Genomic DNA, 23197 nt, shown 5'->3' on the forward strand with positions numbered 1-23197 from the left:
ATGAAAAAAATCATTCTCCTGGGCCTCACCGCCCTGCTCGGAGCCTGCCAATCCATGCACCCTGCGCCCAAGGCCAGCCTCGACGGCGAGGTCTTCTACCTGCAACGCATCGCCCTGCCGCCGACCGCGACCTTGAGTGTCAGCCTGCAGGACGTGTCCCTGGCGGATGCGCCCGCCGTGACCCTGGCCGAGCAAAAAGGCCCGGTCAAAGGCCAGGTGCCGTTGCCGTTTCACCTGAGCTACGACCCCGCCCAGGTCAAGCCCGGCCACAGTTATTCGCTCAGCGCTCGCATCGAACTGGATGGCAAGCTACTGTTTATCACCACCGAACGGCACGCCGTGCAGCTCAACGGCCAAGACCCACAACCGCTGCGCCTGCGGGTTGATGCGGTCGCTCACTGAATTCATCGAACATAAGGAAGCGCCCATGCTCCGTAACTCCCTTCGCCTCACTGCCCTGTGCGCCGGCCTGCTGCTCGGCGCCAACGCCATGGCCTTGGACCTTGGCAGCCTGTCCCAGGGCGACGCCAGCGGCGGCCTCAAGGACGCACTGACCCAAGGCGCACAGATTGCCGTGAAACAACTGGGCGTGCCCGGTGGCTTCAGCAACAACCCCGAAGTGAAGATCGGCTTGCCGGGCAAGCTGGGCAAAGTCGCCGACAAGCTGAAAATGTTCGGGCTGGGTGATCAGGTCACTCAACTGGAAGACAGCATGAACAAAGCGGCTGAAACGGCCGTGACCCAAGCCCAGCCGATCCTGGTGAACGCCGTGAAAAACATGAGCGTGACCGACGCCAAGGGCATCCTCACCGGCGGCCAGGACTCGGCCACCCAGTACTTGAACAAAAGCAGCCGCGAACAAATTCGCGCCAAGTTCCTGCCGATCGTCAAGGCCGCCACCGACAAGGTCGGCGTGGCCCAGCAGTACAACGCCCTGGCTGGCAAGGCTGCGGCCTTCGGTGCGGTCGACGCCAAGAGCGCCAATGTCGAGAACTACGTGACCGAGCAGGCGCTGGACGGTTTGTTCAAGATGATTGCGCAACAGGAAGAAACCATTCGCAAGAACCCGGCGGCGGCGGCCACCAGTTTGGCGAAGAAGGTGTTTGGCGCGCTGTAAGCTGCGAGAGGATCGTTCCCTGCAACGGGGAACGATCCTAATGCATGACCGAATCAGCCAGTCGCCCCATCATCAGGGTGGCGAAGCAACCGATCGCAACCGATGTCGCACGGTTGATCTTCAATGGCGTCAGCCAGCTCTTCGGCATCCCTTCGAATCGGCTTCCCAGTAGCACCCACGCAGCCCCCACCGGGACCACCACCAACGCCAAAGTCCCCATGAAGGCGACATAGCCTGGCGCAGTAGTAAAGGCGTCGGCTGGCGCAATAAACGACACCATCAGCAAACCCTTTGGGTTCATGACCGTCATGGCAAAGAAATACAGCCCGGTGAAGCGGTCCTTGCCCGCACCCACGTCACTGCTTTTACGTTGCCAGAGCTTGCAAGACACATACAGCAGGTAGCAAGCCGCGGCCAGTTGTGTCGCCTTCAGCGCCCACGGTGAATAGGCGGCCAGATAGAGCAATGCAACGCCCCATACCGTGACCTGCAGCAGGTAAGCCAGGCATTCGATAAACGCCAACCGCCATGACGCCCTGAACCCGAACAACACCCCGGCACGGAACAGCAGGGTGTTGGTGGGGCCAGGGGCAAGCAGTAGCAACATCAAGGCTGAAACGGTGGCCAACATGATTACGCGTCGTCCTTCCTCACTCGGAACCACGCAGCATACAGGGCCGGCAGGAACAATAGCGTCAACGCCGTCGCCACAATCAACCCGCCCATGATCGCCACCGCCATCGGCCCGAAGAACACACTGCGAGACAGCGGGATCATTGCCAGCACCGCCGCCAGCGCTGTGAGAACGATCGGCCGGAAGCGTCGGACGGTGGCTTCGATAATCGCCTGCCACGGCGCCAGGCCAGCCTTGATGTCCTGTTCGATCTGATCCACCAGGATCACCGAGTTACGCATGATCATCCCCGACAACGCGATAGTGCCGAGCATGGCCACAAAACCGAAGGGTTGGCGGAATACCAACAGGAACAATGTCACGCCGATCAAGCCCAACGGCGCCGTCAGAAATACCATCGCCGTGCGTGAGAAACTGCGCAATTGCAGCATCAGCAGGGTCAGCACCACCACGATGAACAGCGGCACGCCGGCCTTGACCGAGTTCTGCCCACGGGCGGAGTCTTCGACGGTACCGCCGACGTCCAACAGATAGCCGTCCGGCAACTCGGCACGTACGCCTTCCAGGGTCGGCAGGATCTGCTGGACCAGGGTCGCCGGTTGTTCCTTACCGTAGATGTCCGCGCGCACGGTCACCGTCGGCAGGCGGTTGCGGTGCCAGATGATGCCTTCTTCGAAGCCATATTCGAGGGTCGCGATCTGCGACAGGGCCACGCTCCTGCCGTTGTCGGTGGGCACGGCGAGGCTCGGCAGCAACGACAGTTCTGTACGTTCATGCACGGTGCCGCGCAGGAGGATTTCGATCAACTCGTTGTCCTCCCGGAATTGGCTGACGCTGGAGCCGGTCAAGGAGCTCTGCAGGAACTTCGACAAGTTGGCGGTGCTCACGCCAAGGGCACGGGCGCGGTCCTGGTCGATATTGAGGTAGACGATTTTACTCGGTTCTTCCCAGTCCAGGTGCACATTGGCCACGTGGGGATTTTCGCGCACCTTGGCCGCCACCTTGCGTGCCAGGGCGCGGACCTCTTCGATATGTTCACCGGTCACGCGAAACTGCACCGGGTAGCCCACGGGAGGGCCGTTCTCCAGGCGGGTAACGCGCGAGCGCAGGGCGGGGAATTGTTCGTTGAGGGTTTCGATCAGCCAGGTGCGCAGGCTTTCGCGTTCTTCGATGGTTTTGGCCAGCACCACAAATTGGGCAAAGCTGGCGGCGGGTAATTGCTGGTCCAGAGGCAGGTAGAACCGCGGCGAACCGGTGCCCACATAGGCCACGTAGTTGTCGATGCCGGCATGTTCCTTCAGCAAGGCTTCGAGCCGTTTGACCTGGTCGGCGGTGCTGCTCAGGGAAGCGCCTTCGGCGAGTTTCAGGTCGACCATCAGTTCCAGGCGGCCAGAAGCCGGGAAGAACTGTTGCGGTACAAAACGGAACAGCGCCACCGAGCCGATAAACAGCAGCAGGGTCAGCACAATGACGGTTTTACGCCGCTGCACGCACCACTCCACCAAACGCCTGACGCGCTGGTAGAACGGCGTGCCGTAGGGATCCGGGCCGTCGACGCCGTGTTTGGCCGCATGAATCTTCGCCAGGTCCGGTAGGAGTTTTTCCCCCAGATACGGCACAAACACCACCGCCGCCACCCATGACGCCAGCAGCGCAATGGTCACCACCTGGAAGATCGAGCGGGTGTATTCGCCGGTACTCGATTGCGCCGTAGCAATGGGCAGGAAGCCGGCCGCCGTGATCAACGTACCGGTGAGCATCGGGAATGCGGTGCTGGTCCAGGCGAAACTGGCGGCCTTGAGCCGGTCGTAGCCCTGCTCCATTTTGATCGCCATCATTTCCACGGCGATAATTGCATCATCCACCAGCAAGCCCAGGGCCAATACCAAGGCGCCGAGGGAAATCTTGTGCAAGCCGATGCCGAGGTAATACATGGTGGCAAAGGTCATCGCCAGCACCAACGGAATCGCCAGGGCGACCACCATGCCAGTGCGTACGCCGAGGGAGAAGAAACTCACCAGCAATACAATGGCCAACGCTTCGGCCAGCACCTGAACGAATTCTCCGACACCGGTTTTCACCGCCGCCGGCTGGTCCGACACCTTGCGCAACTGCATGCCTGCCGGGAGATTCTTCTGCAAGCGTGCGAATTCCCCTTCCAGCGCCTTGCCCAGCACCAGGATGTCGCCACCGTCGCGCATCGCCACCGCCAGGCCGATGGCGTCGTCGCCCATAAAGCGCATGCGCGGTGCCGGTGGGTCGTTGAAGCCGCGGTGGATCTCGGCAACATCGCCGATACGGAAGGTCCGATCACCCACACGAATCGGGAAATCACGGATCTCTTCGACCGTCTTGAAGTTGCCGGAGACCCGCAGCTGCACACGTTCACTCGGCGTTTCAAAGAAACCGGCGGTGGAGACCGCATTCTGTTCCTGCAACGCCTGTTGCACCGCCGCCAGGGGCAAGCCGAGGGTGGCAAGCTTGAGGTTGGACAGTTCAATCCAGATCTTCTCGTCCTGCAGGCCCAGCAGCTCCACCTTGCCCACATCGGGTACGCGTTGCAGCTGAATCTGGATGCGGTCGGCGTAGTCCTTGAGCACGGCGTAGTCGAAGCCGTCGCCAGTCAGGGCATAGATATTGCCGAACGTGGTACCGAACTCGTCGTTGAAAAACGGCCCCTGGATATCCGGCGGCAAGGTCTGGCGAATATCGCTGATCTTCTTGCGCACCTGGTACCACAGCTCGGGAATCTGCGCCGAGCGCATGGCGTCACGGGCGATAAAAGTGACCTGGGACTCACCGGGGCGCGAGAACGAAACGATGCGTTCGTACTCGCCGGTCTCCATCAGCTTTTTCTCGATGCGCTCGGTAACCTGGCGCGAGACTTCCTGGGCGGTGGCCCCCGGCCAATTGGTTTTGATCACCATGGCCTTGAAGGTAAACGGCGGGTCTTCGCTTTGCCCCAGCTTGGTGTAGGACAAGGTGCCGACCACTGCCAGAAGTATCATCAGGAACAGTACGATCTGGCGATTACGCAACGCCCATTCGGAAAGATTGAAACCCATCGGGGACTACTCCTTGTTGGCCGCCAGGTTCACGACACGGTTGGAGCGATCCACCGGGCGCACTTGCTGGCCCTCATGGAGCACGTGCACGCCGGCGGCAATCACCCAGTCAGAGGGGCTCAGCCCTTCCAGAACCGGCACGGTTTTTTCACCGAAGGCGCCGATGCGAACCGGAGTGCGCTTAAGGGAGTTGTCCGCCAGTACGCGCCAGACGTAGGAAGCGCCGTTTTCCGCGCTGAGGGCAGACAGCGGGACCGACAGCGGAACAACGCCGTCGGCCTGTATGAATACGCGAGCACTCTGGCCCAGTTCAGCCGGGACTTTGCCGCTGGTGAACGCGACTCGGGCGGCAAAGGTGCGTGATTTTGGATCGGCGGCGGGGGACAGTTCACGTATACGTCCGGCAAACCGCTGGTCTGGCTGGCTCCACAACTCGACCGCTACCGGTTGGCCGACCTTGAACCGCCCAAAGCCTTGTTCGGGCAGGCTGATCAGCACTTCTCGCTCACCGTCGGTGGCGAGGGTAAACACGGTCTGGCCGGCGGATACCACTTGGCCGACTTCCACCACGCGCTTGGCGACCACACCGTCCTGTGGCGCACGCAACACGGCGTAGCCGGCCTGGTTATTGGCCACGTCGAACTCGGCTTTGATCTGCTTGAGGCGTGCAACACCTGAGCGGTAGAGATTTTCCGAATTGTCGTACTGGGAGCGACTGACCATCTGACGGTCCATCAGGGTCTTGTAGCGATCACGCTCGGCACGCACCAGGCTCAGGTTGGCCTCGGCGGCCGCGACTTGGGCACGGGTGGCCTCCAATTGCAGGCGCACATCCTGGGGATCGAGTTCCGCCAGCGCCTGGTTGGCCTTGACGCGCTCGCCCTCCTCCACCAGCCGCTTGGTGACTTTGCCGCCGATGCGAAAGGCCAGGTCAGGCTCATAACGGGCGCGCACCTCCCCGGGATAGCTGTCCATCGCCTGCGCCGATGGCTGCGGTTGCACCACCATGGCCGGGCGAATGGACGTTGGGGTCGCTTCTTCATGGCCACAGGCGGCCAATAGGAAGACCAGGCTGGCTGGCAACGCAAGAGGCAGGAAAGAGCTGCGCATGCTGAAGGACCTTTCGCAAATGGAGCTAGGAATAATTATACTTGCCGGTATGTTATTAATACCAAACTCGCCAGTCCAGTATTAAAGGTAAAAATGTCCGACAATCCTGTATCCACCAATAGCCCTGGGCGTCCCAAGGACATGGCAAAACGCCAGGCAATCCTCGAAGCAGCGAAAATCCTGTTTTTGAGCAATGGCTACGCCAACACCAGCATGGATGCCGTGGCCCTTGAGGCCGGCGTGTCGAAACTGACCGTCTACAGCCACTTCACCGACAAAGAGACCTTGTTCACCGCGGCCGTGGTGGCCAAGTGCGAAGAACAGTTGCCGGTAATGTATTTCGAGCTGCCGGAGGGCGTGCCTGTGCAGACGGTGCTGCTGAATATCGCGCGCGGGTTCCATCGACTGATCAACAGCGAGGAGTCGGTGAACCTGCATCGCCTGATGATGACCACCGGCAACCAGGACGTGAAACTCTCACAGATTTTCTTTGAAGCCGGGCCCATGCGCATGTTGCAGGGCATGGAGCGCCTGCTCAGCCGGATTGATCAGAGCGGTGCCCTGAACATCGATAAACCGCTGGTCGCGGCCGAGCACTTCTTCTGCCTGCTCAAGGGCGCGGCGAATTTCTGTTTGCTGTATGGCTGTGGTGACCGGCTGAGCGAAGAAGCGGCCGAAGCCCATGTGCAGGAGGTAGTGGGGTTGTTTATGCGGGCCTATAGAGTTTGAGCGGGCTTGAGTGGGCTTGAGTGGGCTTGAGCAGGCTTGTTGTGGCGAGCGGGCTTGCCCCGCGTTGGGTTGCGCAGCAGCCCCAAAACCCTACGCCTAGGTCTACCTGAGTAAACGTGGTGTTCTTACTGGGGCTGCTGCGCAGCCCAACGCGGGGCAAGCCCGCTCGCCACCAAGCCCGCTCGCCACAAAGACACTCTGGATACGTTTAAGGCTTGAGCGCTTTCTTGGGATAAATGTCATACCGGCTGGACTTGCCATCCAACGCATGGCTCGGCTTCGGTCCTTCGATACATGGAGCCTTGCGCGGGCGCTTGACCACCACCCGATGGCTGGCCAGCGTCAGCGCCGCCGCGAGCAAGGCCGGCGCATCCGGATCATCCCCCACCAATGGCCGGAACAAGCGCATTTCCTTCTTAACCAGGGCAGTTTTCTCACGGTGTGGGAACATCGGATCGAGATAGATCACCTGAGGCGGCTCGCCCTGCCAATTGAGCATTACATCGATGGAGTTGCCCTTGAGCAACGCCATGCGTGCCACGATCGGTGCTACTTCAAAGTCCTGCGCACCGCGCGCCAGGCCATCTTCGAGCAAGGCGCCGATCAGCGGCTGGCGCTCGATCAGGCTCATGGTACAACCCAGGCTGGCGAGTACGAACGCGTCCTTGCCCAGCCCCGCCGTAGCATCCAGCACCCGTGGGCGCACGCCTTGGGCAACGCCCACGGCCTTGGCGATCATTTGCCCGCTGCCCCCGCCGTATAAGCGCCGATGGGCCGCTCCCCCTTCGACAAAATCCACACGCACCGGCCCCGGCGCCTCGGGCCCGAGCTGTTGCAATTGCAGGCCATGCTCACCCACTTGCAGGGAGAAATCCGCCTCCGCCAGTTGCAGAGGCAAGCCAAGCTGCTCAGCCCACTGCTCGGCGCGGGCCTGGAAACCCTCGGCCAAGGCCTCGACCCGAATGCGGCTGGCCGCTGGTTGTTCGCTCATCAATCGCTACGCTCAAAAATATTAAGGATCGGCAAATAACGGCCGATAAAAACAACAGTCAGGTATTTTGCCAGAGCTGAGCGTCGACCGAGAAAAATGTCAGACATTCTTCCCCTAACCATCGGTGTACTGCCGACCCATAACCACTACGGCCTGCGCAATACTCAAGCGCTGGCCGGGGTGAGTCATGTGTGGCAGGACTTCTTCGCCCGAGCGTTGGCCGAGCAGCTCGGCGATACGCCGGATGCGCTCGCCGCCAAGGCGCCGGCCCCGGTGGACCCTGCGGTTGAACCCAGCGAAGGCGCGGACCTGTTGTCGCAAATCCTCACCCAGCGTGAATGCGACGTAAAAGACACCGAAATCGCCCCACCTGAGCCACTGTTCCTGCCGATCGCGGAATTCGAAACCGACTTGCTGCCCCCGCCGGCCAGCCCGTTTCCAGCGGAAGAAATCGTCGCCCAGCAGCGCCAGCAAGACTTTGAAAGCAGCTGGGTACGCCCGCTTGTCCTGACCGCAGGCCAGCCGCTACCCGAGCCAGGCCCAGCGCCGGAACCGCGTCCACTGCACCTGCCGATTGCCGAGTTCGAACTGGACCTGCTGCCACCACCGGCCACGCCGTACCCGAGCGAAGAACTCGCGGCCCAGCAAAAGGCCCTGGACTTCGACTACTACTGGGCGCGCCCACTGGTCACCCAGAACCTGCGCCTGGCGGCGTAAGCCCAACGCGCAGGCAGCCGTCAGCAACAGCAGCCCACGCGTGAACTTGAAACAACGCCCCGATCATTTCTTGAAGAACTGGCTGGCCTGGCTATACGACATCGAACGCTCGGTGAAGGTAAAAGTGCCCGACTCAAACACCTCCTGCGCCGCCCGGTAGAACTCACCATAGGCCGCCAACGCCATGGCGGAGCCAACGCTGATGCGCTTGACGCCCATCTCGCTCAGTTGCGCCACGCTGAGTTTCAGGCCGCCGGACATCAGCACATTCACCGGTTTGGGCGCAACGGCCTTGACCACCGCCAGCACCTCCTCGGCACTGCGCAGGCCCGGTGCGTACAACACGTCGGCGCCGGCCTCGGCGTAGGCTTGCAGGCGGCGCAGGGTATCGGGCAGATCCAGGCGGCCATGCAGCAGGTTTTCTGCGCGCGCCGTCAGCATGAAGGGAAACGGCAGGCTACGGGCCGCGGCAACAGCCGCTTCCACACGCTCGACAGACAAATCAAAAGGGTAGATCGGGTCGACGGCAATGCCCGTGGCATCTTCGATAGAGCCGCCGACGATACCGGTCGCCGCCGCACGCAGGATGGTCTGGGCACAGCCTTCGGGCGTGTCGCTGAAACCGTTTTCGAGGTCGGCTGCCACCGGCAACGCTGTGGCCCGGGCAATCATGCCGGCATTCACCAGGGTGTCGTCCAATGACAATGCGCCCTCGGCATCCGGGCGGCCCAGGCTGAACGCGTACCCCGCACTGGTGGTGGCGAGGGCTTCAAAGCCGAGGCTGGCGAGCATGATCGCCGAGCCGGCGTCCCACGGGTTGGGCATCACGAACGCGCGATCGCGCTCGTGCAGGGCCTTGAAGGTTTCGGCGCGAAGGGTTTGGGCATCCATGACTGACTCCTGGCGGGGAAAGGAGCCCTAGAGTAACCCCAGTTGCTCCGCCGCGGGTTCCCGATACAAGGTCGGCAAGCCTGGCAGGCCCGGCAAGCGCGCCATCAGTTGGTCGTGAAAACGCAGGGCCAACTGCGCGGCGAGGCGGTTATCGGAGGTGTGCAGGAACATGTAGGGCGTGCGCCCTTCTTCAATCCAACCGGCGATTTTTTCCACCCACGGGAGCAGGAACGGGTCGTTGGCCTCAAGCTCCGGATGACCGATAAACCGTACCTGGGGAAACAGCGTCAGTGCCGCCGGGCGTGGTGGCACCTTGGGTTTTTTCGATTGTGCGTGCAGCACCGCAGCCGAGGTGGATGTGCAACTGAACAAGGCGCGCGGGTCGAGGCAGATCCGCTCGACACCACGGTCACGCAGCAGGCGGTTGAGCATGCGCTCGGCATCGCCCTTGGCGAAGAACTCCGGATGCCGCACTTCCACCGCCATGGGCCGCTCCAAGCCATCGATAAACCCGGCCAGTTCGCCCAGGCGTTGCGGTGAAAAACTCGCCGACAGTTGCAGCCACAGTGGCGCGACGCGCTCACCCAGCGGGCTCATCAGGCCGACAAAACTTTCCGCCGCCGGCAACTGCTCACGCAAGTCGCCGCCATGGCTGATATCACCCGGGAATTTAGCGGTGAAACGAAAATCCCCAGGCATGATTTCGGCCCAGCGCTGCACAGTGGCGGCTGAGGGGCGAGCATAAAACGTGGTATTGCCTTCAACGGCGTTGAAGACCTGGGAATACAGGGCGAGGTAATCGCTGGAACGCGCATCGACAGGGTACAGGTACTCGCGCCAGGCGTTTTCGCTCCAGGACGGGCAGCCAATGTAGTAAGGCAGGCGCATCAGATATGAATATCGAGGCCCAGCACTTCCATATCCCATTCAACAAAACCGGCGGTGGTCAGGTAGCTGGCCAGTGCGGTGGCAACGCTTTTGCTCATGGAGCGAGGGAAGACCATATCTTGCTGACGGGCGGGAAGACCGCTGGTACGGGCGCTGGCGGAGCCTTGGGCGCTGGACGATGCCTCAGACTGGACATCGATGAAGTCCGGCGAGTCCTCAACGGAATCGTCTACCGTGACGTTCGCCTTACGTGGCTTACGCTTGAGGGGGTAGGACTGTGAGGAAAAGCCGTCTATGCGCATACATGCGAACTCGGTATCGGTGATGGCATTTTAGTGGCGCGATCCGTGGCGCGCAAATGCTCTGGTGATAACTAGAACACATAATTTGAAAAAGGTTTAAAAACGCGGGCAAATTCTGACGATTGGCGACTTTTGCCCCAAATTGCCATCATTTTTGGCGTCAAATTATCCCGCGCTCAGCCTTGGTTTGCGCCACCTTGTCGCGCAGGTACACAGGCGCGGCTTGATCGGCCGGAATCGCCTCGCCACGCTCGAATGCAAAGCGCGCCAGGGTCAGCAGGTCTTCGGCGTGGGGCAACATGGTGGCATCCTGGGCCACCAGCGGCACACCCATGCGCTCGCCATACCCCCAACCAGTGCCAGCACCGAACCAATCACCGCTGGCATCCTCCGGCAAAACCGCTGCCTCCGGTGGCTGTACAGCTTCCACCCCCACCAGGCGCATTTCGCCAGCGATTTGGCGGTAGCAGCCCCAATACACTTCATCCATGCGGGCATCGATGGCCGCCGCGACCTGCTGCGCGCCGTGTTCACGCAAGGCGCGCTGTGCCAGCACCGCAAGGTTGGACACCGGCAATACCGGGCGCTCCAGCGCAAAGGCCAGGCCCTGGACCACGCCGATGGCGATACGCACACCGGTAAAGGCCCCCGGGCCACGGCCGAAGGCAATGGCATCCACGGCAGACAGGGTAATGCCCGCCTCTTCAAGCAATTGCTTGATCATCGGCAACAGCTTCTGCGCATGCAGACGCGGGATCACCTCGTAGTGGCTTGTAACTTTGCCATCGTGCAGCAAGGCAACGGAGCAAGCTTCAGTCGCGGTGTCCAGGGCCAGCAGGGTGCTCATCGGTGTCGGTGTCCAAGTCGAAAAAAAGTGCGCCAGTATAAACAACAACGGCCCGCAAGCGGGCCGTTGTCGATGAAGCCGATCACTTGATCAGCTCAGTGCTTGCAGCACCTTGGCGGTGATGGCTTCAACCGAGCCAACGCCAGGGATATGGCTGTACTTCGGCTTGCCTTGGGCAGCCGACAGCTTCTGGTAAAAATCCACCAGCGGCTTGGTCTGGGAATGGTAGACGGACAGGCGATGACGCACGGTTTCTTCGGTGTCGTCCTTGCGCTGCACCAGGTCTTCACCGGTGACATCGTCCTTGCCTGCCACTTTCGGCGGGTTGTAGACGGTGTGGTACACGCGCCCCGAGGCTTCGTGAACGCGACGACCAGCAATACGCTGGACGATTTCTTCATCTTCAACCGCGATTTCGACCACGGCGTCCAACTCGACACCAGCCGTCACCAGGGCTTCAGCCTGGGGAATGGTGCGTGGGAAGCCGTCGAACAGGAAACCCTTGGCGCAGTCAGGTTGCGCGATACGGTCCTTGACCAATGCGATGATCAGGTCATCGGACACCAGGCCACCGGCATCCATGATGCTTTTGGCTTTAACGCCCAGCTCGGTGCCTGCTTTTACCGCAGCGCGCAGCATGTCACCGGTGGAGATTTGTGGAATGCCAAATTTTTCAGTGATGAACTTTGCCTGAGTACCTTTACCGGCCCCGGGAGCTCCCAGCAGAATGACGCGCATCGATGTGCTCCTCAATTTTTTATAGAGATGACGCTCGGATTCGCCGCGTGGGGCCAATCTCGTAAAAATATGGCTCATAAAAATATGGGCCCAAGCCGCCCAAACGGCCAAAGGCTGATCAAGATACACAGCAGGCCCTAACCACACAAGCCGCCAAAAGTCGGAGGAACCCGCGCCGCGCATACGTCATAGGTAGGGTGTGCCTGGGTGCAACCCGGCCGCTCAAACAACGACCGCCCGTTCAGGGCGGTCGTCACGGTTTACCGGCAAGGCGTCGAGAACGCGCAAAAAACCTCAGCCGGTGTTACGCAACCCGGCGGCGATACCGGCCACGGACACCAGCAGCGCTTGTTCCAGAGGGCTGTCCTGCGCCGCTTCCTGTTGACGGGAGCGTGCCAGCAGTTCGGCCTGCAACAGGTGCAAAGGGTCCAGGTAGGTGTTGCGCAGGCGGATGAACTCCAGGGTGTCGGGGCTATGCGCCAGCAGTTGCGACTGGCCAGTCAGGCCAAGTACCACCTGGCACGCCTGCGACAATAGGTCGCGTAAATGCGCACCCAATGGCAGCAGGTCCGGCTGCACCAGGCGCTCGTCATACAGCCGCGCGATGTCGGCATCGGCCTTGGCCAGCACCATTTCCAACATATCGATGCGGGTGCGGAAGAACGGCCACTGCTCGCGCATTTGCCCCAGCAGTTCGCCTTCGCCACGCTCCAGCGCCTTGCTCAGGGCCGCTTCCCAGCCCAGCCAGGCGGGCAACATCAGGCGGGTCTGGGTCCAGCCAAAGATCCACGGAATCGCCCGCAGGCTTTCAATACCACCGGCACGGCGCTTGGCCGGGCGGCTGCCCAGAGGCAAGCGACCGAGTTCCTGCTCCGGCGTCGACTGGCGGAAGTACTCGACGAACTGCGGATTTTCCCGCACTACGGCGCGATAGGCGCTGACACCGTCTGCCGCCAATTCATCCATCAAATGCCGCCACGCAGGCTCCGGTGGCGGCGGTGGCAGCAGCGTCGCTTCCAACACGGCAGCCAGATAGAGATTGAGGTTCTGCTCGGCAATGTCTGGGAGGCCGAATTTGAAACGGATCATTTCCCCTTGTTCGGTGGTACGGAAACGCCCCGCCACCGACCCCGGTGGCTGCGACAGGATCGCCGCGTGGGCCGGGCCGCCGCCACGGCCCACGGTGCCACCGCGACCGTGGAACAACAGCAGTTCCACCTGTTGCTCACGGCAGATATCCACCAAGCGTTCCTGGGCACGGTACTGCGCCCAGGCAGCGGCAGTGGTGCCGGCATCCTTGGCTGAGTCCGAGTAGCCGATCATGACTTCCTGCGGGCCCTGCAACCGTGCGCGGTAACCCGGCAACAGCAACAGTTGCTCGATCACCGGGCCCGCGTTATCCAGGTCGGCCAGGGTTTCGAACAGCGGCACCACCCGCATCGGCCGTTGCACGCCCGACTCTTTAAGCAACAGTTGCACCGCCAGCACATCCGAGGCGGCCCCGGCCATGGAGATGACGTACGAACCCAGGGAAGCGGCCGGTGCGGCGGCGACTTCCTTGCAGGTATTCAACACTTCGGCCGTGTCCGCCGACGGCTTGAAATAGCCCGGCAACAGGGGGCGACGGTTGGCCAGCTCTTTCATGAGGAAGCTGATGCGCATCTCCTCATTCCAGTCTTCGTAACGACCCAGGCCGAGGTAATCGGTGATCTCGGTCATGGCCGCCGTATGCCGACTGGAGTCCTGGCGCACGTCCAGGCGGACCAGGAACAGGCCGAAGGTGACCGCACGACGCAGGCAATCGAGCAATGGGCCATCGGCAATCACGCCCATGCCGCACTCATGCAGCGACTGGTAACAAAGCTCCAGCGGCTCGAGCAGGTCACGGTTGTGTTGCAACACGTCTGCGCTCGCCGGGGTGGCGACAGTCAGCGAGGCCTGAGCCCAACTGCGGGTCGCGCGCAAGCGGTCACGCAGTTGCTTGAGCAACGCCCGATAGGGTTCGACGCTGTCACCGACCTTGGCTTGCAACGCCGGGCTGGCGTGCTGCATCGACAGTTCCGAGGCCAATTGATCGATATCGCGCAGATACAGGTCGGCGGCCATCCAGCGGGCCAGCAATAGCACTTCACGGGTGACCGGCGCGGTGACATTCGGGTTGCCGTCACGGTCGCCGCCCATCCAGGACGCAAAGCGGATCGGCGCGGCTTCCAGTGGCAAGTGCAGGCCGGTAGCCGCATGCAGCGCATGGTCGGCCTTGCGCAGGTAATTGGGGATCGCATGCCAAAGCGAATGCTCGATCACCGCAAACCCCCATTTAGCCTCGTCCACCGGAGTGGGCCGGGTGCGGCGGATTTCTTCGGTGTGCCAGGCTTCGGCGATCAACCGCTGCAGGCGCTCGCGAATCTGCTCGCGCTCGGCCGTGGTGAGGTCGCGGTGATCCTGCAGCGCCAGTTGCGCGGCGATCGCATCGTATTTCTGGATCAGGGTGCGCCGCGCCACTTCAGTGGGGTGGGCGGTGAGCACCAGCTCGATTTCCAGGCGCCCCAATTGGCGGGCCAGCGACTCGTTGCTGTGGCCTTCGCGTTGCAGGCGGGCCAGCAACTCCGGCAATACGCGTGCTTCGAAGGGCGCCGGTTGCGACTCATCGCGCCGATGAATCAATTGGTACTGCTCGGCAATATTGGCCAGGTTAAGGAACTGGTTGAAGGCCCGGGCGACGGGCAGCAGTTCGTCTTCCTGCAACTGGTTCAAGCTGCTGCTCAGTTCATCGCCAGCCGTTTTATCCGAGACGGCGCCGCGCCGGTCAGCCTTGGCTCCTTTGCGGATCTGCTCGATCTTGGCGAGAAAATCATCGCCGTACTGCTCTCGAATGGTATTGCCCAACAGCTCACCCAGCAGGTGAACATCCTCGCGCAAGCGTGCATCGATATCACTCATCAGCCAATCTCCAGCCAGAAATCCGGGACGCGCAGATCTGTCAGAGTGCCGCCAGCCTGGTTTTATGACAAGACTTTAAACCTTGTGACTTACAGCTAGTCTCAACTGTGAGTCGTCGCGTTATCCATGCGAGCGACTGGTCACTCATCACCGCCCGCTACCGCAGGCTTTATTGAGGTTGCCATGAAAATTCGAGAACTGGCCCAGCATTGGGAAGAGAACGCCAAGGGTCGCTTGACCAAGACCGAATATGCGATCCATCTGGATGTGGAGGCCGCCGCAAGGCTGGCGGCCATTGCCGAAATGTACCCCAAGCGCAACACCGAAGAACTGCTCGGCGAGCTGATCGGTGCCGCCCTCGAAGAGCTGGAAGCCAGCTTTCCCTACATCAAGGGCCAGCATGTGATTGCCACCGACGAAGAGGGCGATCCGCTGTACGAAGACGTCGGCCCGACCCCGCGCTTCCTGAGTCTATCGCGACGCTATCTGCACGATTTGTCGGCCAGTACCGACGAGCAGAAGCACTGAGCCCCCTCCTTTCCTCCCCCGTTTAACCCCGGTATTCCGGGCCTCTCAGAGGCTCGGCGTACCCCTGCGCGCGGCAAAAGTTCCATCTTTTATTCGCTGACCAATCGGTCAGATTTATTTTTAGGCAAATAGCCATCTCGTCTGAACTTTTGAAAAAAGCCTCCGGTCACAACCAGTAAGCCATCACTTGGAACAGTCGTTTGAAAGGGCACTGGTTGCTTTACCGCCAGCCGCCGCAACCACTGACCAGTGACATGGATTTTGATGTTTTTCAGGAGTTATCCAATGGAGTTGAAGACGATGAAGACCAGCACAGCCAAATCCTCGTTTAACCACCTGCGCGGGCTTAAATTGGCCGCGCTGGCGATCGGCACCAGCTTCGTTCTGGCTGGCTGCGCCGGCAACCCGCCAACCGAGCAATACGCGGTGACTCAGTCCGCGGTAAACAGCGCAGTCAGCGCCGGCGGCACCGAGTACGCAGCAGTTGAAATGAAATCGGCCCAGGACAAGCTCAAGCAAGCCGAGATCGCTATGCACGACAAAAACTACGACGAAGCCCGTCGCCTGGCCGAACAAGCTGAGTGGGACGCTCGCGTCGCCGAGCGTAAAGCCCAGGCCGCCAAGGCCGAACAGGCTGTGAAGGATTCCCAGAAAGCTGTTCAGGAGCTGCGTCAGGAAGGCATGCGCCCGGCTGCTATCCAGCAGAAATAAAGCGCCGCACCTGATTGCATTGCACCCGATATCGAATTGAAAGGACGACACGACTATGCGTAAACAATTGATGATCCCTGCCCTGCTGGCGATGAGCGTTGCCCTGGCGGCCTGCTCCACCCCGCCAAACGCGAACCTGGAAAACGCACGGACCAATTTCTCGGCCCTGCAAGCCAACCCGAATGCCACCAAAGTAGCGGCCCTGGAAACCAAGGACGCCCAGGATTGGCTGGACAAAGCCGACAAGGCTTACCGCGACAAGGAAGACCAGAAGAAAGTTGACCAACTGGCCTACCTGACCAACCAGCGCGTTGAAGTGGCCAAAGACACCATCGCGCTGCGCGAATCCGAAGCCAAGCTGAAAAACGCTGGAGACGAACGTGCCCGTGCACTGCTCGAAGCCCGTGATGCACAGATCAAGCAACTTCAGGACAGCTTGAACGCCAAGCAAACCGAGCGCGGCACCCTGGTGACCTTTGGTGACGTGCTGTTCGCTACCAACAAGGCCGACCTGAAGGCCAGCGGCCTGGTCAACATCAACAAGCTGGCTCAGTTCCTTCAGGAAAACCCGGATCGCCAGGTGATCGTCGAAGGTTACACAGACAGCACCGGCAGTGATGCCTACAACCAGAGCCTGTCGGAGCGCCGTGCCGCTTCGGTGCAGGTTGCACTGATCAAGATGGGCGTTGACCCACGCCGCATCGTGACCACCGGCTACGGTAAGGAATACCCGGTTGCCGATAACGGCAGCGTGTCGGGCCGCGCCATGAACCGCCGCGTTGAAGTGACCATCTCCAACGATAACCAGCCGGTCAAGCCGCGCTCGTCCGTCGCCTACTGATCGTCTGACGCAGCATAAAGAACCCCGCCAATAGGCGGGGTTCTTGGTGACGATACATTCATCAGAAAGCGATCGACACTTTACTCTGCTCGACCGTCGCCTGGACTTTGCCTGAATCACCCTCTGCACCAGACTTGTTTCCATCGGCGCCTTGGCCGCCTTGCAGCTTCTCGATCTTTTCCATCAGCTCCTTGAGCAGTTTCTTCAGTTCATCAAGTTCGCCACCGCCTTCGGCGCCCCCACCTCCCTGGCTTTGCATCGCTTCAATCTGCTTTTTCAGCGCCTCAGCCAGCTGTTTGAGCGCGCCGAGTTCATTTTGGCCCGAACCACTGCCCTGAGAACCGACACCGTCCATTGGAGAATTGCCGCCAACACCACCTATGCTCATATAGTCGACTCCGGATTAATGAATTAGAACGAACCGATTCAGCGACGCTGATCAGTCCGAAATCTGTGGTAATCGACTGTAAATGGTTCCGGCGACTCTCGGTTCTGACATGCCTTGAACTATAAACCTGCGGTTTACTTGGGCTCTTGCTCCTAGCGCTCCAAGCCGGTTTCTCACACGGTGGCAGCAGATTTCGGCCCTACTCCTGCAACTGTGGCGTTTCCTGGCCCATGCAACGCACCGCCTGTTTCTTGCTATTCACCAATACGCCCGTCAGGCCTTTTTGTTCGGTATCAAACAGTACCAACACGCCATCGACGCACTGCGCCACCTGGGCGGCCGGGGTCAGGGAGATCTTGTAGTCCTCGCCCGGCACGGTCTTGAGCATGGTGAAGTCACTGAGCAGCAACGCATCTTCCGGCTTGGCGAAGTGCAGGTAGCCGTAGTACCACAGGCAACCGACGGTGCCGATGATAGTGCCGATGCCAGTGAGAATCAGCGGGATCATGTTGCGTTCTTCGCTCATTGCGGGCTCTCTGATGAGTCAACTTTAGGAATGGGGTAGTTCGGAATTTCGCCGAGGCGACGCAGGCCATTGAAGTGTTGCGGGTCATCCAGGTAGCGCAGCATCACGGTTTGCCAGGTCTTGTCGGCAAAGGTCTGCACATGCCCACCTCGGGTCAGTTGCAGCACCCTCGGCGGCGGCGCGGCCTGATACAGGCGGATGCCATTGGACAGCGGCACGATCGGGTCATCCAGGCTGTGGAACAGCAATTTCGGTACACCGGTCAGCTTGGGCATCGCATGGATCGCGCTATCGCCGTCTGGCACCAGCCAGGACAACGGCACCTGAAACGGCCATGTTAACCAGGAGGTGCTCAGGGCGAATTGTCCTACGTCACGATAACTGGCCGGCACGCCATCCAGTACCAGGGCCTTGAGCCGGGCCTGACGCTCCGGGTGGACAGCCAGGTAATGCACCGCCAGTGCGCCGCCCAAGCTTTGGCCGAGGACGATCAAGGGTTGGGCCTGGGTTTCGGGCGCCTTGTCGATCCAAGCGAAGGCGGCATCCAGGTCCTGATAGATCGCCGGCAACGAGGGCTTGCCTTCGGACAGCCCATAGCCGCGATAGTCCAGCAGCAGCACTTGATAGCCCTGCTCCGGTAACCACCAACTGCCACCGAGGTGCCAGGCCAGGTTGCCGCCATTGCCGTGCAGGTGTAGCACGGTGCCCTTGAGCGGCACACCGGGCTTGGCCGGCAGCCACCAGGCGTGCAGCTTGACCCCGTCGGCCGTGGTGAGGGTGACGTCGCGATATGGCAGATGAGCTTTTTCCGGCGTGAACGGCAGGCCGGGCTCGGGATAGAACAACAAGGAGCTGCAACCGCTCAATGTGAGTAGCAGGCAAAGAATGCCGAGGATTCTCATCCGTTGAAGCCTCGCTGATAGTCGAATCGTCGCACCGCCCCTCACAGATTCTCGAGCCGGCTTCGTCAGTACATCCTTTACAGGATATTCGAGTAATCCGCCTCGATCCGGTCCAGGCTCAGGTGGTTGAGGAAGTTGGAGAAGCACATCCACGCCGCCAGCGCGTTCATGTCGCGGAACTGCTCGGGCAGGTACTTGGGTGGCACCACCAGGCCTTCGTCGACCAGTTGGCGCAAGGTACGCATGTCTTCCAGGGTGGTCTTGCCGCAGAACAGCAGCGGCACTTGTTCCAGCTTGCCTTTGCGCACGGCCAGCTGGATGTAGTTGTAGACCATGATAAAGCCCTTGAGGTAGGACAAATCCTTGGTAAACGGCAGGCCATCAGGCACCGAACCACGGAACACCCGGCTGGCGTTGCCATAGCTCTCAGCCATTTCAAAGCCTTGCTCGCGGAAGAACTCGAACACCTGCAGGAAATCGGCGCCCTCCTCCACCATATGGATGGCGCGGGTGCGGTTGGTCAGTTTGCGCAGGCGGCTCGGGTAGGAGGCAAACGTGATGATCTCCATCAGGATCGCCAGGCCTTCCTGGGTCACGGTGGAAGACGGCGGGCCCTTGGACAGGAAGGTGCAGATCGGCTGGTTCTGGCCATTGAGGGTGGTGCCGACGTGCACCAGGCCCTCATGCACTTCGAGGGCACGCACATCACGCTCATTGAACATCGCATCGGCGCGGATCTTGATGTAGTCGGCGCCTGCCGCCGCGTCGGCGACGATCCCGTCGGACTCGAAGACGCGGATGGTTTCTTCGGCCTCGCCAAACACCTTGTTCAAGCGCGTTTGCAGCAACGCCACGGCATCCTTGGCGGTAAGGGTCTTGGCCTCGTCCTTGAGGTCGCCACGGCCATCGATATTGTTCAGGTAGTCGGAGAGCATCAGGCCCAGGTCGGCCAGGGTCGGGTCACCGGCATGGAAGGCATCGGAAGCGGCACCGTACAGTTCCTGGGAAATCAGGCCGAAATCCTCGGTGCCACGGGCCTCGAGCATACGCACCACCATGCGGTATTCGCGGCACATGCGACGCATGATCTGCCCCACCGGGCTGAACTGGCCGAGGCGGCGGGTGATATCGCGCTCGATGTTCTGGAACTCCAGCTTGACCGCGCTGGAATCGAACGACAGCGGGCGATTCAGGTAGTAGTCGCGGTCCACGGCGGGCATGGCCTTGCCCTTGGCCTTGAGGAACCCCTGGCGAATGTTCTCGTCCCATTTCACGGCGTCGAGGACGCGGATCGGTGTTTGCGCCAGCACAATGCGATCAGACAAGGTGCGTATCGTCTGCTGGTAATCGTCCACCCGGTGCTTCCCCTTTAAACGTTATTTGCCCACGCGCCGGTAGCGCACGGCTTCCACAAACACATCGGCATTGGCCGGGTCATCCAGGTACGCAAATACCTGGTCCATGGGGCTGTCCACCTGCACGCCGGGGCCCTCGACGGTGTCCACGGTGCTGCCATGCAAGGCGTGCTGGCCTATCGCTTGGTGAATTTGCTCAAGGTCGAGGTTATAGACCACCAATTCGTGCTTTTCGTCGAACTCGAACCCTGCCAGGAAGTAATGCCCACCGAACTTGGCGGGTAACGGTGCCGACAGGTACCAACGATTGCCATGGCGCGACACGCTGAACAGGTATTCATCACGCTGGCCGGGCTTGGCTGTAGGGTAGCTCACGGCCTTGTAACGGTGTTCGCCGGCACGGGTGATGCGCAGGTTGAGAGGTTCGCCCCAGGCATTCTTGCTGGCCCACTGGCCCAACAGGGCCTGCGGTGCTGCCTCGCGGGTCGGCAGCGGATCCTTGAAGGTCACCAGGCAACCGCTGAGCAGCAGGAAGGACAAGGCGATTACCGCGACACGCCAGGCATTCATCAAACATCCCCCGGTGTCAGACCGAGGCCAACACCAAATGCATGTAACGCTTGAGAATCTCAAGCATCTCTTCGGCGGCCAGAGGCTCTGGCCCGCCAAGCAGGCCCTGATATTCCATCCGACCGATTATCGCCGTCAACACTTTGGCATCCTGTTGCGGCTCACGCGAGCCCAATACCTGAAAAAACTGCCCGGTGCCCTGCAACAGGATCTGCTGGTGGGAACGCACCAGCTCAGCCAGGCGCGGGTTGAGCAGGGCCTCCTGGCGAAACGCCTGCTCGGCCATCAGGTACTCACGACGGTTGGTCAGTTGGCGCTGCACGTAGTCGGCAGTCAACCGCGCGATGTCGTCCGCCAGTTGCGAGCGTGACTGCGGGCTGCCATCGCCGTAGGCAACCATCTCGCGCAATAAACCCTCGTTACGTACCCACAGCTTGCCCATGAAGGCGGCACTGCGTTCAACGTATTGAGCGAAGGTATCGGTGAGCAGGTCGTCGATATCCTTGAAGTAGTAAGTGGTGGCCGACAGCGGCACGCCCGCCTCCGCCGCCACCGCGCGGTGACGCACGGCACGCACGCCCTCGCGCACCACGATGCGCATGGCCGCATCGAGAATGTCTTGCCTGCGTTGCTCGCTGCCCCGACGGCTGGCCTTGCGGCCCTGGTACTGGACGCTTTCAGCCACGGCAGCGGCAATGCCGGCGGCGCCTTCTTGAGCGGTTACGCGGTTCACGACACACATCCTTGAACAGTTCAAAAACCTGGCGCTGTTTGCTTGACGCTTATAGACGCCCCATAAAAAAGCCGCCTTATAAAAGGCGGCTTCGGATTTCGCTACGGTTACGCTTGTGGCCGCATATGCGGGAACAGGATCACATCGCGGATCGACGGCGAGTTGGTCAACAACATCACCAGGCGGTCGATCCCAATGCCTTCACCGGCCGTTGGCGGCATGCCGTATTCCAGGGCACGCACGAAGTCTGCGTCGTAGTGCATGGCTTCGTCGTCACCGGCATCCTTGTCGGCCACCTGCGCCATGAAGCGCTCGGCCTGGTCTTCCGCGTCATTGAGCTCGGAATAGGCGTTGGCGATTTCGCGACCGCCGATGAACAGTTCGAAACGGTCCGTGACGTTCGGGTTGTCATCGTTGCGACGGGCCAACGGCGACACTTCGAACGGGTACTGGGTAATGAAGTGCGGCTGTTCCAGCTTGTGCTCCACCAGTTCTTCGAAAATCATTACCTGCAGCTTGCCCAGGCCTTCGAAGCCCAGCACCTTGGCCCCGGCTTTCTTGGCGATGGCACGGGCCTTGTCAATGTCGGTCAGGTCGTCGGCGGTCAGCTCAGGGTTGTACTTGAGGATCGAATCGAATACCGACAGGCGCACGAATGGCTCGCCGAAATGGAACACCTTGTCGCCGTATGGCACGTCGGTGCTGCCCAGGACCAGTTGCGCCAGCTCGCGGAACAGCTCTTCGGTCAGGTCCATGTTGTCTTCGTAGTCGGCGTAGGCCTGGTAGAACTCCAACATGGTGAATTCAGGGTTGTGACGCGTCGAGACGCCTTCGTTACGGAAGTTGCGGTTGATCTCGAACACCTTTTCGAACCCGCCAACAACAAGCCGCTTGAGGTACAGCTCAGGCGCAATGCGCAGGAACATTTCCATGTCCAGCGCGTTGTGGTGGGTTTCGAACGGCTTGGCTGCGGCACCACCGGGGATGGTTTGCAGCATCGGGGTTTCCACTTCCAGGAAGTCACGCTTCATCAGGAAGGCGCGGGTGTGGGCAATCACTTGCGAACGCACGCGGAAGGTGTGGCGCACATCTTCGTTGACGATCAGGTCAACGTAGCGCTGGCGGTAGCGCTGCTCGGTGTCGGACAGGCCGTGGTGCTTGTCTGGCAGCGGACGCAGGGATTTGGTCAGCAGGCGCACGCTGGTCATTTCAACGTACAGGTCTCCCTTGCCGGAACGGGCCAGGGTGCCTTCGGCGGCGATGATGTCGCCCAGGTCCCAGGTTTTCACGGCGGCCAGGGTTTCTTCCGGCAGGGTCTTGCGGTTGACGTAGACCTGGATGCGCCCGGACATGTCCTGGATCACCATGAACGAGCCACGGTTGAGCATGATGCGACCTGCCACCTTGACCGGGATCGCAGCCTCTGCCAGCTCTTCCTTGGTCTTGTCCGCGTATTGCTTCTGCAAGTCTTCGCAGTAGGCATCGCGACGGAAGTCGTTGGGGAAGGCGTTGCCCTTGGCGCGCTCGGCAGCAAGCTTTTCCTTGCGCAGGGCGATCAGGGAGTTTTCTTCCTGTTGCAGGGCTTGCGGGTCGAGTTGTTGGTCGCTCATGTCTTTAGATTTTCCATCACAGGTTCGTTGCCCCCGCCAATGACGGGGGACTTGAGGTCGGGCT

24 protein-coding genes are annotated in these 23197 nt (G+C 60.9%); 7 read left to right on the forward strand and 17 right to left on the reverse strand.

Going from position 1 to position 23197, the window contains the following annotated elements:
* Positions 1-402: a YbaY family lipoprotein gene (locus tag QU606_RS09790; RefSeq protein ID WP_150095526.1), complete on the forward strand. Its 402-nt coding sequence runs from the start codon at positions 1-3 to the stop codon at positions 400-402.
* Between the two features lie 25 nt (positions 403-427).
* Positions 428-1117, forward strand: a complete 690-nt coding sequence (locus QU606_RS09795) for a DUF4197 domain-containing protein (RefSeq protein ID WP_024073809.1) — start codon at positions 428-430, stop codon at positions 1115-1117.
* Positions 1118-1154: 37 nt separating this feature from the next.
* Here QU606_RS09795 and QU606_RS09800 read toward each other — a convergent pair whose 3' ends face one another.
* From QU606_RS09800 to QU606_RS09810, 3 genes are read right to left on the reverse strand one after another with little or no spacing between them, the layout of a single operon-like run.
* Entirely contained in the window at positions 1155-1748 is a 594-nt protein-coding gene (locus QU606_RS09800; RefSeq protein WP_024073808.1) for a LysE family translocator, read from the reverse strand.
* Positions 1749-1750: 2 nt separating this feature from the next.
* Positions 1751-4816, reverse strand: coding sequence for an efflux RND transporter permease subunit (locus QU606_RS09805; RefSeq protein ID WP_024073807.1), 3066 nt, complete (start codon positions 4814-4816; stop codon positions 1751-1753).
* A gap of 6 nt (positions 4817-4822) precedes the next feature.
* Positions 4823-5926, reverse strand: a complete 1104-nt coding sequence (locus QU606_RS09810; protein ID WP_304998347.1) for an efflux RND transporter periplasmic adaptor subunit — start codon at positions 5924-5926, stop codon at positions 4823-4825.
* A gap of 93 nt (positions 5927-6019) precedes the next feature.
* Here QU606_RS09810 and QU606_RS09815 point away from each other — a divergent pair, with 93 nt between their 5' ends.
* Positions 6020-6655 carry a TetR/AcrR family transcriptional regulator gene (locus tag QU606_RS09815; protein WP_024073805.1) on the forward strand — a complete coding sequence of 212 codons (636 nt, stop codon included), beginning with the start codon at positions 6020-6022 and terminating at the stop codon, positions 6653-6655.
* Between the two features lie 208 nt (positions 6656-6863).
* Here QU606_RS09815 and QU606_RS09820 read toward each other — a convergent pair whose 3' ends face one another.
* Positions 6864-7646, reverse strand: coding sequence for a class I SAM-dependent methyltransferase (locus tag QU606_RS09820; protein WP_304998348.1), 783 nt, complete (start codon positions 7644-7646; stop codon positions 6864-6866).
* 96 nt (positions 7647-7742) lie between these two features.
* Between QU606_RS09820 and QU606_RS09825 the strand changes: the two genes are divergently transcribed.
* The gene (locus tag QU606_RS09825; protein WP_024073803.1) at positions 7743-8363 is read left to right on the forward strand and encodes a hypothetical protein; all 621 of its coding nucleotides are present in this window, start codon (positions 7743-7745) and stop codon (positions 8361-8363) included.
* Between the two features lie 63 nt (positions 8364-8426).
* On the opposite strand, the gene QU606_RS09830 is transcribed toward QU606_RS09825, so the two are convergent.
* The 6 genes from QU606_RS09830 to ppc form a co-directional block, all read right to left on the reverse strand.
* A complete protein-coding gene (locus QU606_RS09830) occupies positions 8427-9254 on the reverse strand; it encodes an isocitrate lyase/phosphoenolpyruvate mutase family protein (protein WP_102625206.1) in 828 nt (275 codons plus the stop codon).
* A gap of 27 nt (positions 9255-9281) precedes the next feature.
* Positions 9282-10142, reverse strand: coding sequence for a DUF72 domain-containing protein (locus QU606_RS09835; protein WP_024073801.1), 861 nt, complete (start codon positions 10140-10142; stop codon positions 9282-9284).
* The gene (locus QU606_RS09840; RefSeq protein ID WP_024073800.1) at positions 10142-10444 is read right to left on the reverse strand and encodes a hypothetical protein; all 303 of its coding nucleotides are present in this window, start codon (positions 10442-10444) and stop codon (positions 10142-10144) included. Before QU606_RS09840 ends, QU606_RS09835 begins: the two co-directional genes overlap by 1 nt.
* A gap of 160 nt (positions 10445-10604) precedes the next feature.
* Positions 10605-11291, reverse strand: coding sequence for a tRNA (adenosine(37)-N6)-threonylcarbamoyltransferase complex dimerization subunit type 1 TsaB (gene tsaB / locus QU606_RS09845; protein ID WP_024073799.1), 687 nt, complete (start codon positions 11289-11291; stop codon positions 10605-10607).
* 90 nt (positions 11292-11381) lie between these two features.
* On the reverse strand, positions 11382-12029 hold the full coding sequence (adk, locus tag QU606_RS09850; protein ID WP_024073798.1) for an adenylate kinase: 648 nt from the start codon (positions 12027-12029) through the stop codon (positions 11382-11384).
* A 294-nt stretch (positions 12030-12323) separates the two neighbouring features.
* Positions 12324-14969, reverse strand: a complete 2646-nt coding sequence (gene ppc / locus QU606_RS09855) for a phosphoenolpyruvate carboxylase (RefSeq protein ID WP_024073797.1) — start codon at positions 14967-14969, stop codon at positions 12324-12326.
* 183 nt (positions 14970-15152) lie between these two features.
* Here ppc and QU606_RS09860 point away from each other — a divergent pair, with 183 nt between their 5' ends.
* From QU606_RS09860 to QU606_RS09870, 3 genes are all read left to right on the forward strand, one after another.
* Positions 15153-15497 (forward strand): hypothetical protein, encoded by a 345-nt coding sequence (locus QU606_RS09860; RefSeq protein ID WP_024073796.1) that lies wholly within the window; start codon positions 15153-15155, stop codon positions 15495-15497.
* Between the two features lie 285 nt (positions 15498-15782).
* Entirely contained in the window at positions 15783-16208 is a 426-nt protein-coding gene (locus QU606_RS09865) for a DUF4398 domain-containing protein (protein ID WP_041160854.1), read from the forward strand.
* 55 nt (positions 16209-16263) lie between these two features.
* Entirely contained in the window at positions 16264-17049 is a 786-nt protein-coding gene (locus tag QU606_RS09870; protein WP_024073794.1) for an OmpA family protein, read from the forward strand.
* Between the two features lie 61 nt (positions 17050-17110).
* Here QU606_RS09870 and QU606_RS09875 read toward each other — a convergent pair whose 3' ends face one another.
* The 7 genes from QU606_RS09875 to lysS form a co-directional block, all read right to left on the reverse strand.
* Positions 17111-17437: a hypothetical protein gene (locus tag QU606_RS09875; RefSeq protein ID WP_024073793.1), complete on the reverse strand. Its 327-nt coding sequence runs from the start codon at positions 17435-17437 to the stop codon at positions 17111-17113.
* Positions 17438-17636: 199 nt separating this feature from the next.
* The gene (locus QU606_RS09880) at positions 17637-17963 is read right to left on the reverse strand and encodes a hypothetical protein (RefSeq protein WP_024073792.1); all 327 of its coding nucleotides are present in this window, start codon (positions 17961-17963) and stop codon (positions 17637-17639) included.
* On the reverse strand, positions 17960-18865 hold the full coding sequence (locus QU606_RS09885) for an alpha/beta hydrolase (RefSeq protein ID WP_069075379.1): 906 nt from the start codon (positions 18863-18865) through the stop codon (positions 17960-17962). The genes QU606_RS09880 and QU606_RS09885 overlap by 4 nt, the downstream gene beginning before the upstream one ends.
* Before the next feature lie 77 nt (positions 18866-18942).
* Positions 18943-20220, reverse strand: coding sequence for a flavohemoglobin expression-modulating QEGLA motif protein (locus QU606_RS09890; protein ID WP_024073790.1), 1278 nt, complete (start codon positions 20218-20220; stop codon positions 18943-18945).
* A gap of 21 nt (positions 20221-20241) precedes the next feature.
* Positions 20242-20790, reverse strand: coding sequence for a hypothetical protein (locus tag QU606_RS09895; RefSeq protein WP_024073789.1), 549 nt, complete (start codon positions 20788-20790; stop codon positions 20242-20244).
* 16 nt (positions 20791-20806) lie between these two features.
* Entirely contained in the window at positions 20807-21523 is a 717-nt protein-coding gene (locus QU606_RS09900; protein ID WP_024073788.1) for a TetR/AcrR family transcriptional regulator, read from the reverse strand.
* A 107-nt stretch (positions 21524-21630) separates the two neighbouring features.
* Positions 21631-23133: a lysine--tRNA ligase gene (lysS, locus tag QU606_RS09905; protein WP_024073787.1), complete on the reverse strand. Its 1503-nt coding sequence runs from the start codon at positions 23131-23133 to the stop codon at positions 21631-21633.
* Positions 23134-23197 lie beyond the last annotated feature (64 nt).

Source organism: Pseudomonas sp. OVF7 (assembly GCF_030644265.1).
Classification (GTDB): Bacteria; Pseudomonadota; Gammaproteobacteria; order Pseudomonadales; family Pseudomonadaceae; genus Aquipseudomonas; species Aquipseudomonas gorinensis.

Bases quoted from the DNA above. Each gene is read 5' to 3' on its own strand.
- QU606_RS09865 (WP_041160854.1), top strand. From the start codon at position 15,783: ATGGAGTTGAAGACGATGAAGACCAGCACAGCCAAATCCTCGTTTAAC.
- QU606_RS09800 (WP_024073808.1), bottom strand. From the start codon at position 1,748: ATGTTGGCCACCGTTTCAGCCTTGATGTTGCTACTGCTTGCCCCTGGC.
- QU606_RS09795 (WP_024073809.1), top strand. From the start codon at position 428: ATGCTCCGTAACTCCCTTCGCCTCACTGCCCTGTGCGCCGGCCTGCTG.
- QU606_RS09790 (WP_150095526.1), top strand. From the start codon at position 1: ATGAAAAAAATCATTCTCCTGGGCCTCACCGCCCTGCTCGGAGCCTGC.
- lysS (WP_024073787.1), bottom strand. From the start codon at position 23,133: ATGAGCGACCAACAACTCGACCCGCAAGCCCTGCAACAGGAAGAAAAC.
- QU606_RS09885 (WP_069075379.1), bottom strand. From the start codon at position 18,865: ATGAGAATCCTCGGCATTCTTTGCCTGCTACTCACATTGAGCGGTTGC.
- adk (WP_024073798.1), bottom strand. From the start codon at position 12,029: ATGCGCGTCATTCTGCTGGGAGCTCCCGGGGCCGGTAAAGGTACTCAG.
- QU606_RS09840 (WP_024073800.1), bottom strand. From the start codon at position 10,444: ATGCGCATAGACGGCTTTTCCTCACAGTCCTACCCCCTCAAGCGTAAG.
- QU606_RS09805 (WP_024073807.1), bottom strand. From the start codon at position 4,816: ATGGGTTTCAATCTTTCCGAATGGGCGTTGCGTAATCGCCAGATCGTA.
- QU606_RS09835 (WP_024073801.1), bottom strand. From the start codon at position 10,142: ATGCGCCTGCCTTACTACATTGGCTGCCCGTCCTGGAGCGAAAACGCC.
- ppc (WP_024073797.1), bottom strand. From the start codon at position 14,969: ATGAGTGATATCGATGCACGCTTGCGCGAGGATGTTCACCTGCTGGGT.
- QU606_RS09860 (WP_024073796.1), top strand. From the start codon at position 15,153: ATGAAAATTCGAGAACTGGCCCAGCATTGGGAAGAGAACGCCAAGGGT.
- QU606_RS09880 (WP_024073792.1), bottom strand. From the start codon at position 17,963: ATGAGCGAAGAACGCAACATGATCCCGCTGATTCTCACTGGCATCGGC.
- QU606_RS09830 (WP_102625206.1), bottom strand. From the start codon at position 9,254: ATGGATGCCCAAACCCTTCGCGCCGAAACCTTCAAGGCCCTGCACGAG.
- QU606_RS09875 (WP_024073793.1), bottom strand. From the start codon at position 17,437: ATGAGCATAGGTGGTGTTGGCGGCAATTCTCCAATGGACGGTGTCGGT.
- QU606_RS09810 (WP_304998347.1), bottom strand. From the start codon at position 5,926: ATGCGCAGCTCTTTCCTGCCTCTTGCGTTGCCAGCCAGCCTGGTCTTC.
- QU606_RS09870 (WP_024073794.1), top strand. From the start codon at position 16,264: ATGCGTAAACAATTGATGATCCCTGCCCTGCTGGCGATGAGCGTTGCC.
- tsaB (WP_024073799.1), bottom strand. From the start codon at position 11,291: ATGAGCACCCTGCTGGCCCTGGACACCGCGACTGAAGCTTGCTCCGTT.
- QU606_RS09895 (WP_024073789.1), bottom strand. From the start codon at position 20,790: ATGAATGCCTGGCGTGTCGCGGTAATCGCCTTGTCCTTCCTGCTGCTC.
- QU606_RS09825 (WP_024073803.1), top strand. From the start codon at position 7,743: ATGTCAGACATTCTTCCCCTAACCATCGGTGTACTGCCGACCCATAAC.
- QU606_RS09815 (WP_024073805.1), top strand. From the start codon at position 6,020: ATGTCCGACAATCCTGTATCCACCAATAGCCCTGGGCGTCCCAAGGAC.
- QU606_RS09820 (WP_304998348.1), bottom strand. From the start codon at position 7,646: ATGAGCGAACAACCAGCGGCCAGCCGCATTCGGGTCGAGGCCTTGGCC.